The organism is Pseudomonas amygdali (assembly GCF_002699855.1).
Taxonomy (GTDB): Bacteria; Pseudomonadota; Gammaproteobacteria; order Pseudomonadales; family Pseudomonadaceae; genus Aquipseudomonas; species Aquipseudomonas amygdali.
Window position 1 is genome coordinate 59672 of the sequence record NZ_LKBW01000013.1, and the last position, 10297, is coordinate 69968.

General features: G+C 58.3%; 7 protein-coding genes. 1 reads left to right on the top strand and 6 read right to left on the bottom strand.

The features are described 5' to 3' along the window. Nucleotides 1-99: 99 nt before the first annotated feature. From topA to AO277_RS02200, 5 genes are all read right to left on the bottom strand, one after another. Complete coding sequence (topA, locus tag AO277_RS02165) at nt 100-2712, bottom strand: type I DNA topoisomerase (RefSeq protein WP_044317786.1); 2613 nt, start codon at nt 2710-2712, stop codon at nt 100-102. 114 nt (nt 2713-2826) lie between these two features. After that, the gene (locus tag AO277_RS02170; protein ID WP_044317785.1) at nt 2827-3063 is read right to left on the bottom strand and encodes a DUF1653 domain-containing protein; all 237 of its coding nucleotides are present in this window, start codon (nt 3061-3063) and stop codon (nt 2827-2829) included. Between the two features lie 105 nt (nt 3064-3168). Next, nucleotides 3169-4344 (bottom strand): acetyl-CoA C-acyltransferase FadA, encoded by a 1176-nt coding sequence (gene fadA, locus AO277_RS02175; protein ID WP_004656895.1) that lies wholly within the window; start codon nt 4342-4344, stop codon nt 3169-3171. Between the two features lie 4 nt (nt 4345-4348). Continuing rightward, the gene (fadB, locus tag AO277_RS02180; RefSeq protein WP_002554107.1) at nt 4349-6514 is read right to left on the bottom strand and encodes a fatty acid oxidation complex subunit alpha FadB; all 2166 of its coding nucleotides are present in this window, start codon (nt 6512-6514) and stop codon (nt 4349-4351) included. A gap of 651 nt (nt 6515-7165) precedes the next feature. Beyond that, on the bottom strand, nt 7166-7603 hold the full coding sequence (locus AO277_RS02200; RefSeq protein ID WP_044317784.1) for a hypothetical protein: 438 nt from the start codon (nt 7601-7603) through the stop codon (nt 7166-7168). A 131-nt stretch (nt 7604-7734) separates the two neighbouring features. Here AO277_RS02200 and AO277_RS02205 point away from each other — a divergent pair, with 131 nt between their 5' ends. Then, nucleotides 7735-8175, top strand: coding sequence for a universal stress protein (locus AO277_RS02205; RefSeq protein WP_002554110.1), 441 nt, complete (start codon nt 7735-7737; stop codon nt 8173-8175). A 66-nt stretch (nt 8176-8241) separates the two neighbouring features. Here the strand turns inward: AO277_RS02205 and AO277_RS02210 are convergent, their stop codons facing one another. Then, nucleotides 8242-10152 carry an ATP-binding cassette domain-containing protein gene (locus AO277_RS02210; RefSeq protein WP_002554111.1) on the bottom strand — a complete coding sequence of 637 codons (1911 nt, stop codon included), beginning with the start codon at nt 10150-10152 and terminating at the stop codon, nt 8242-8244. Nucleotides 10153-10297: the final 145 nt, after the last annotated feature.

The following is a 10297-nucleotide window of genomic DNA, read 5'->3' on the forward strand; positions in this document are numbered from 1 at the left end:
GATAGAGGACAGCATAGCCTGTGGCGCCGGATCAGTCTGGCACCGCAGGCCGTGCCTGTCGAAAACAGCGCCCGACACGTTTGCGTCGGGCGCTTGCGATCAACGCTTGTCTTCAACCTTCCAGGCGCTGCCGTCGTAGAACGCACGCCAGCCCGTAGGCTTGCCCTCTACTTCGGTCTGGACATACTGCTCTTTGGTCTTGCGACTGTAACGGATCACTGTTGGACGACCGTCCGGATCCTTCTTCGGCGCTTCGCAAAGGAAGTGGTACTTGGGATCGATTTCGTCCTTGTGCGGCGCGATCTCGATAACCAGCGGGGCACGGGTTTCACGGTTTTTCGGGAACTGGCTGGCAGCCAGGAACAGGCCCGAAGCGCCGTCACGCAGAATGTAGGTGTCGTCGACCTTGTCGCACTTGAGCTCCGGCATCTTCACCGGGTCCATCTTCGGTGGTGCTGCGTCGCCGCTTTTCAGCAGCTTGCGGGTGTTCTTGCACTCCGGATTGGTACAGCCGAAGAACTTGCCGAAACGACCGGTTTTGAGCTGCATTTCGCTGCCGCACTTGTCGCATTCCAGACTCGGGCCTTCGTAGCCTTTGATCCGGTAAGTGCCTTCCTCGATCTCGTAACCTGTGCAATCGGGGTTGTTGCCGCATATGTGCAGTTTGTGCTTTTCGTCGAGCAGATGCGCGTCCATCGCCGTGCTACAGATCGGGCAGCGATGTTTACCGCGCAGAACCCGCGACTCGGACTCGCCCTCGTCATCGTCGGCAATTTCGTCGCCGAGGGTCAGATTGACAGTCGCCTTGCAGCGTTCCTTGGGCGGCAGGCTGTAGCCGGAGCAACCCAGAAACACACCCGTCGAGGCGGTGCGAATCTGCATCGGGCGGCCGCATACCTTGCACGGGATATCGGTCATCACCGGCTGGTTGGCACGCATGCCGCCATCAGCGGCCTCGGCCACGTCGAGCTTTTTACGGAAATCACCGTAGAACTCGTCCAGGACGTTTTTCCAGTCGCGCTCACCCTGAGCCACGTCGTCGAGGTTTTCTTCCATCCCGGCGGTAAAGCCATAGTCCATCAGGTTGGAAAAGCTTTCGGACAGACGTCCGGTGACGATGTCACCCATTTTTTCCGAGTAAAAGCGGCGATTGTGCAGCGCCACGTAGCCACGGTCCTGAATGGTCGAAATGATCGCGGCGTAGGTCGACGGGCGACCGATACCGCGCTTTTCCATTTCCTTGACCAGACTGGCTTCGGAATAACGCGCTGGCGGCTTGGTGAAGTGCTGGCTGGGGTCGAGCTTGTTCAGCTTCAGCGCTTCGCCCTGCGCCATGTCCGGCAAAACGTCGTCATCGCCCGGCTTGGCCATCTGTGGCAACGCACGGGTATAGCCGTCGAACTTGAGGATGCGGCCCTTGGCGCGCAGCTCGAAGTCGCTTGCGGCGACCGTGACAGTGGTCGACAGGTATTGTGCAGGCAGCATCTGGCAAGCCACGAACTGACGCCAGATCAACTCGTAAAGGCGCTCGGCGTCACGCTCCATCCCGGCAAGCTTGCTCGGGTGGGTGTTGACGTCGGAAGGTCGAATCGCTTCGTGAGCCTCTTGCGCGCCTTCCTTGCTGCTGTAGACGTTAGGCGATTCCGGCAGGTACTTCTTGCCGAACTCGGTTTCGATGTAGTCACGCGCCATGCTTACCGCGTCGGCCGATAGATTGGTCGAGTCGGTACGCATGTAAGTGATGTAGCCAGCCTCATACAAGCGCTGTGCCATCATCATGGTCTTCTTGACGCCGAAGCCCAGGCGATTGCTCGCCGCCTGCTGCAGGGTCGAGGTGATGAACGGCGCCGAGGGCTTGCTGCTGGTCGGCTTGTCTTCACGCTTGACGATGCTGTAGCTGGACGCCTTGAGCTTTTCAAGGGCTACCATGGCCTGGGTTTCGTTCAGCGGTTTGAACGCTTCGCCGTTTTCACGCGCCACTTCGAACCGCACATTGGCGCCTTTGGCGGTGCCCAGATCGGCGTGGATTTCCCAGTATTCTTCAGGGTTGAACGCGCGAATTTCACGCTCACGCTCCACCACCAGCTTCACCGCAACCGACTGCACACGACCGGCAGACAAACCACGGGCCACTTTCTGCCAGAGCAGCGGCGAGACCATGTAGCCTACGACGCGGTCAAGGAAACGACGCGCTTGCTGAGCGTTGACCCGGGCAATGTCCAGCTCGCCTGGCTTGGAAAACGCTTCCTGAATGGCTTTCTTGGTGATCTCGTTGAACACCACGCGCTTGTAGCGGCTGTCATCCCCGCCGATGGCTTCGCGCAGGTGCCAGGCAATGGCTTCCCCTTCGCGGTCCAAGTCCGTCGCGAGATAGATGGTGTCGGCATCCTTGGCGAGCTTGCGCAGCTCTTCAATGACCTTTTCCTTGCCAGGAAGGATCTCGTACTTGGCCTTCCAGCCATGTTCCGGATCGACTCCCATGCGCGAGACCAACTGGCGCTGCGCCTTTTCTTTAGGCGTCAGTACCGGGCCCTCGCCCGCAGCAGCCTTGCCACGCTTGGCGGCAGGGTCTTTGGCGGCACTAGCCGAACCGCTGGTGGGCAGGTCTCGGATATGGCCGATACTCGACTTCACCACGTACTGGTTGCCCAAATACTTGTTGATGGTCTTGGCCTTAGCCGGGGATTCCACGATGACCAGCGATTTGCCCATGGATCAGAAAATTCCTGAATAACTAGATGAAAGACAGTGAGGAGCTTGTAAAGGCCACGCTATATATAGTGGCTACAAGGTGAGGTCAAGCACAGCCTGTTGTGCAATTCCTTCTCACGTTGGTGAAAACAGGCCGGGTTCAGCCTCAACCAGAGCAAAGCGCGGGACGTGCTCGCCGTCAACCTCGACCGACTCCAGAAACATGCTCAAGGGACGCACCCACATCCCGAAATCGCCGTACAGAGCCTGATAGAACACGACTTCCTCTTCGGTTTCGGAATGCCTGGCAACACTGAAAACCCGGTACTGCGGGCCTTTGTAATGGCGATAGAGCCCTGGTTGCAGTTGCATGCTGCGGTCCTCTTGTAACACGTTCAAAAAATTTGGCTGAAGAAACCTTTTTTTCAAAAAACAAAAGCCGGGGCACCAAGCCCCGGCTCGCATCACACACAGGAATCAGACGCGTTCGAAAACGGTCGCGATGCCCTGCCCCAGACCAATACACATGGTAGACACACCGAAGGTGCCGCCATTTTGCTTCATGACATTGAGCAAGGTGCCGGAGATGCGCGCGCCGGAACACCCAAACGGATGACCCAGAGCGATGGCGCCGCCGTGCAGGTTAACCTTCTCGTTCATCTTGTCGAGCACTTTCAAATCTTTCAACACCGGCAAGGCCTGTGCAGCGAAGGCTTCGTTGAGCTCGATGAAGTCGATATCGGCGATCGTCAGGCCTGCACGCTTGAGCGCTTTCTGAGTTGCCGGAACCGGACCATAGCCCATGATCGCTGGGTCGACACCGGCCACGGCCATCGAGCGAATCACCGCCAGAGGCTGGATACCGAGGTCCTGGGCGCGCTGCGCCGACATGACAATCATGCACGACGCACCGTCAGTGATCTGCGAGGACGTACCGGCAGTCACGGTGCCACCTTTTGGATTGAACGCCGGCTTGAGCGCGGCGAGACTTTCCAGGGTGGTGTCCGGACGAATGGTCTCATCGTAGTCAAAGACCTTGAGGAAGCCGTTCTCGTCATACCCCTGCATCGGGATGATCTCATCCTTGAACTTGCCTTCCAGCGTCGCCTTGTGGGCCAACTGGTGGGAACGCAGGCCGAAGGCATCCTGCTGCTCGCGGGTGATGCCATGCATTTTGCCGAGCATTTCAGCGGTCAGGCCCATCATTCCGGAGGCTTTGGCAGCGTGCAGGGACATGTGCGGGTTCGGGTCCACGCCATGCATCATGCTGACGTGGCCCATGTGCTCCACACCACCGATGACGAACACGTCACCGTTGTTGGTCATGATCGCCTGCGCAGCGGTGTGCAGCGCGCTCATGGACGAACCACACAGACGGCTTACTGTCTGCGCAGCCGAAGTGTGCGGGATCTGGGTCAGCAATGACGCCATGCGCGCGATGTTCCAACCCTGCTCCAGGGTCTGGTTGACACAGCCCCAGATCACGTCCTCGACTTCAGCCGGATCAACCTTGTTGTTGCGCTCTAGCAATTTGCTGATCAAATGCGCGGACATGTCTTCAGCACGGGTGTTACGGTGCATGCCGCCCTTGGAGCGACCCATCGGGGTACGACCGAAGTCGACAATCACGACGTCTCTTGGATTAAGGCTCATTCGTTCATTCCTCGGAAGACGCTTGACCGAAGAAGCTCTGGCCTTTACTGGCCATTTCACGCAGCTTCGCGGTCGGTTGATACAGGGCACCCAGCTCGGCGTATTGGTCAGCCAGGGCAACGAATTCGGCAACACCGATGGAGTCGATGTAGCGCAGCGCACCGCCACGGAATGGAGGGAAACCAATACCGTAGATCAGGCCCATGTCGGCTTCGGCAGCGGTTTCGACGATGCCGTCTTCCAGGCAGCGAACCGTTTCCAGGCACAACGGGATCATCATCCAGTTGATGATGTCTTCATCGCTCACTTCACGCTGTTCGTAGACGATCGGCTTGAGCACATCCAGCACAGCCGGGTCATTGACCTTCTTGGGCTTGCCCTTCTTGTCGGTCTCGTAGGCGTAGAAGCCCTTGCCGTTCTTCTGTCCCAGACGTTTGGCTTCATACAGCGCGTCAACCACAGAGCGGCGATCATCCTTCATCCGGTCAGGGAAACCTTCGGCCATGACATCACGGCCATGGTGGCCGGTGTCGATACCGACAACGTCCATCAAGTAGGCAGGCCCCATCGGCCAGCCGAATTTCTCCATGACCTTGTCGATGCGCACGAAATCCACGCCTGCGCTGACCAGCCTGGCAAAACCGCCGAAGTACGGAAACAGTACGCGGTTGACCAGAAAGCCCGGGCAGTCGTTGACCACAATCGGGTTCTTGCCCATTTTCCTGGCGTACGCAACGGTCGTGGCGACCGCTTCTTCGCTGGACTTCTCGCCACGGATCACTTCCACCAGCGGCATCATGTGCACCGGGTTGAAGAAGTGCATGCCGACGAAGTTTTCCGGACGCTTGAGGGCCTTGGCCAGCAAGCTGATCGAGATGGTCGAAGTGTTGGACGCCAGAATGGTGTGCTCACCCACGTTGGCTTCGACTTCCGCCAATACCGCCTGCTTGACCTTCGGGTTTTCGACAACCGCTTCGACCACCAGGTCGACGTTGCCGAAATCGCCGTAGGAAAGCGTAGGACGAATCGCGTTAAGCGCTTCGGCCATCTTCGCCGCAGTCAGACGGCCTTTTTCCAGACGGCCGCCAAGCAGTTTGGAGGCTTCGTTCAGACCCAGCTGAATGGCTTCCTCGCGGATGTCCTTCATCAGGATGGGCGTGCCCTTGACTGCCGACTGATAGGCAATACCGCCGCCCATGATCCCGGCGCCCAGTACGGCGGCCTGTTTCACTTCCTTGGCGACTGCGTCGTAGCCCTTGGCTTTCTTTTTCAGTTCCTGATCGTTCAGAAACAGGCCGATAAGGCTCTGCGCAGCAGATGTCTTGGCCATTTTCACGAAACCGGCGGCTTCGATTTCCAGCGCCTTGTCACGACCGAAATTGGCGGCTTTCTGGATGGTCTTGATGGCCTCGACCGGTGCCGGATAGTTCGGTCCGGCCTGACCTGCGACAAAACCTTTGGCGGTTTCGAATGCCATCATTTGCTCGATGGCATTGAGCTTGAGCTTGTCCAGCTTGGGCTGGCGCTTGGCCTTGTAGTCGAGCTCGCCGGAAATGGCGCGCTGAATCAGGTCAAGGGCCGCGGCCTGAAGCTTCTCGGGTGCAACTACCGCATCAACGGCACCAACCTTCAGAGCATCCTCTGCGGAGCTTTCCTTGCCTGACGCGATCCATTCGATTGCGTTGTCAGCACCGATGATGCGCGGCAAACGCACAGTACCGCCGAAACCAGGGTATAGGCCCAGCTTGACTTCGGGCAGACCGATGCGAGCACTGCTGGAGATGACCCGATAGTCTGCGGCCAGGCACATTTCCAGACCGCCGCCCAGCGCAATGCCGTTGATAGCGACAACGGTGGGCACGCCCAGATCTTCGAAATCGCTGAAAATCCTGTTGGCTTGCAGATTGCCCGCAACCAGTTCGGCTTCCGGCAACTTGAAGTTGTCGACGAACTCGGTGATGTCGGCACCGACGATGAACACGTCCTTGCCACTGCTGACGATCACGCCCTTGACCGAGGCATCGGCCTTGATTGCATCGACTGCCTGACGCAATTCATTGAGGGTGAGGCGGTTGAACTTGTTGACGGACTCACCCTTGAGATCGAAATTCAATTCGACGATGCCACTTTCAAGAGCCTTAACCGTGATGGCTTTACCTTCGTAAATCATCAACTGATCTCCACAATATGGAAGCTGAACAATACCCGCCGGACATTAATGTCCGACGGGGCTACGACGTCGCCGTCGATGAACTCGCCAAATCACACGTTTACCCGCCGCGACGTGGTAGCCAGGATTCTGTCAGAGCCTTCTGACGACCAAACGATCATTTCATACGACCGTTTGATTTGGGTACGCACACCATCAGGCATAACCGAGAGATTGTCAATTCGACTAAACACTCGAAAATATTCGTTTTCGCGGGAATATGCAGGCACTCCATAATGCCCACGCCTGTGTGCGATCCGCCATCATTCGCCAGCGTGATAGTAGCCCAACTCAGGTGCTGTAGCCTGATCTAGAGAGCGTGACACGAGACAGCTGTAGGCCAGGAAAATCAGGTGCGGACGCACCGCCTGAGGGCACATACAAAAAATATTTGCAGGAATCGCGACAAAATGGAGCAAAAGGGCTAGAGTCGCAACACTGCGCCACAAGAGGCTCGCAATGCAGCTGATTTGCGGGTGCGCAACAGCGAAGGCCGACATGGCGGCGAAAGCCTGTCGGCACGCGACGAATTATCGGCCTGCCTGGCCAACCCCGGTCCGATGTTGTTATCGGGCTTTTTAATGCCTGCGATTTAATGCCTTTGAGTCAGGCTCAGGCCAATTCCTTGAGCAGCTTATCAATACGCTGCAACACTTCTGCCTCGCCCCGCTCCGCCCAGTACACGGCAACCATCTGCCCGTCAGCTTCGACCTTGTAGGCATCTGCGGGCAACGTCTGCAGATGAGGCAGCAGCTTTGGATCTTCGCAGACCTCACGCCAGCGGTTGCGCCAGACGCCCGGCTCGCTCTGCCAGTAAACCCAGGCATCTGCATGCGAGCCCAGCCGCGGGCGATGGTACTGCGCGCAAGGGCTTGGCGGCTCTTTCGTCAGCCAGTGCGGCCACTCTTGCGGGGCAAGCTGCATACCCATTCCCAGACGGCGCGCCTCCATGCGCAATGCCATCCTGCCGCTCTGATGACGCGACGGGCGCAACCACACAAGCGGGCTCAGCATCACACCAATGATTGACAGGACTATCCAGACCGTCATATTTCTTGCCCCCAAGCCGATTTCGGACTTCTCACAACATTTTTGAAAACAATGGCTTGCACAAGGGTCTGCCCAGATGCGAACGAAAGAGCCATACTCCCACCATCGCAATGTTCCCGGAGGACACCCTCATGCCGTACGAACACATTCTGGTTGCCATCGACCTCACCGATGAGTGTGACCCGGTCATCCGTCGCGCCAGCTTGCTGGCCAAGGCCAGCGAAGCAAAACTGTCAGTGGTGCACATCGTCGAGCCAATCGCCATGGCATTTGGCGGTGATGTCCCGATGGACCTTTCGCAATTGCAACAACAACAGATCGATCAGGCCAGGGAAAAGCTCGGAAAGCTCAAACTCAAGTACCCGCAGCTGGAAAACAGTGAAAGCCATATGGTGTTTGGTCAGCCACGACAGGAAATCCACAAGCTGGCCAAGAGCGAAGCTTGCGACCTGATCGTTGTCGGCAGCCATGGCCGCCATGGCCTGGCCTTGTTGCTTGGCTCCACCGCCAACGACGTCCTGCACGGTGCTCCGTGCGATGTGCTGGCAGTGAGCCTTAAAAAGCCCGAGTAATCTGACCTGCTACAGCGAAAAGCCCTGTTACCCGGGCTTTTTTGCATCACACGAACGCGTCAGCGATCACTCGTCCAGTTCGGCCCAGCGCTCCAGCAGCTTGTCCAGCTCGGCCTGCAGGTTTTCCAGCTGCGCCAGCACGGCAGCAGTCTGTTCCGCAGAACGCTGGTAAAAGCCCGGCTCGGCCATTTCTGCAGTCAGGACGGCCATCTTGCCTTCAACCTCATCGATCTGTGCAGGCAGCGCCTCCAGCTCGCGCTGAAGTTTGTAGCTGAGTTTCTTCTTGGCGACCGGCATGTCCTGCGCGGCAACCGGTGCGGCCTGCACCACAGCGCTGGCCAGTTCGGCCTTGCCCGACTTGGTGTCGGCAACACCCAGAAGACGCGGCGAACCGCCCTGACGCAGCCAGTCCTGATAACCACCGACGTATTCGCGAACCTTGCCTTCACCTTCGAACACCAGCGTGCTGGTGACGACATTGTCCAGGAATGCCCGGTCGTGACTGACCATCAGCACGGTGCCCTTGAAGGTCAGCAAGACCTCTTCGAGCAGCTCCAGAGTTTCGACGTCCAGGTCGTTGGTCGGTTCGTCGAGCACCAGCAGGTTGGCAGGCTTGCTGAACAATTTGGCCAGCAACAGACGGGCACGCTCGCCACCGGACAGCGCCTTGACTGGCGTGCGGGCACGTTGCGGGCTGAACAGGAAGTCACCCAGGTAACTCAGGACATGACGGCTCTGGCCATCGATGTCGATGAAATCACGCCCCTCGGCAACGTTGTCGATCACGGTCTTTTCCAGGTCGAGCTGGTGACGCAACTGGTCGAAATAGGCCACATCGAGACGCGTACCGACTTCAACCTTGCCACCGGTCGGCTGCAGGTTGTCGAGCATCAGCTTGAGCAATGTGGTCTTGCCGGTGCCGTTCGCGCCGAGCAGACCGATACGGTCTTCGCGCTGCAGGACCATGGAGAAATCCTTGATCAACATCGGGCCACCCGGATGGGCAAAGCTGACGTTGTCGAGAACCATGACCTGCTTGCCGGACTTTTCGGCAGTATCGAGCTGGATATTGGCCTTGCCGGTACGCTCACGGCGCTCGCTACGCTCTACACGCAGCTCCTTCAGGGCACGCACGCGGCCTTCGTTACGGGTACGACGAGCCTTGATGCCCTGCCGGATCCAGACCTCTTCCTGAGCCAGACGCTTGTCGAACAGTGCGTTGGCAGTCTCTTCGGCTGCCAGTGCGGCTTCCTTGTGGACCAGAAAACTGGCGTAATCGCCGTCCCAGTCGATCAGGCCACCGCGGTCCAGCTCAAGAATACGGGTCGCAAGGTTTTGCAGGAATGCCCGGTCGTGCGTGATGAACAGCACCGCACCCTGGAAATCCTTGAGGGCTTCTTCAAGCCAGGCGATAGCGCCAATATCAAGGTGGTTGGTCGGCTCGTCGAGCAGCAGCAGATCCGGCTCGGAAACCAGCGCCTGAGCCAGCAGAACACGGCGACGCCAGCCACCTGACAACTCGGCCAGGGTCTTGTCGGCAGGCAACTGCAAGCGGCTGAGAGTACTCTCGACCAATTGCTGCAGGCGCCAGCCATCACGGGCTTCGAGGTCCTGCTGAACATGCATCAGCTTGTTCAGGTCTTCCTCGGTGACGCAGTTCTGCGCCAGATGGTGGTATTCGGCCAGCAACGCACCGACGCCATCCAGACCTTCGGCCACCACGTCGAAGACAGTCCGTCCGTCGGCTACCGGCAATTCCTGGGGCAATTCGCCGATCTTGAGGCCGGGCGCACGCCAGACAGCCCCGTCATCAGGCTTCTGAACGCCTTTTACCAGCTTCAACATGCTGGATTTGCCTGTGCCGTTACGGCCGATGATGCACACCCGCTCACCACGGGCGATCTGCCAGGACACCTTGTCCAATAACGGCATGGCGCCGAAAGCAAGGGACACATCGCTGAATTTGAGCAGGGTCATGAGCTTCTCCAAAAACCGGGCGCGCATTCTACCTGAGATAACCGGCGGATGTCGGGAATCGTGGCACCCGTGACGGGAGTATCAGTTTTTTTGTGTTCGGGCTGGTTAGGGCCTGCCGTCAGGCAGGCCCTTGTTTTACCAGCTC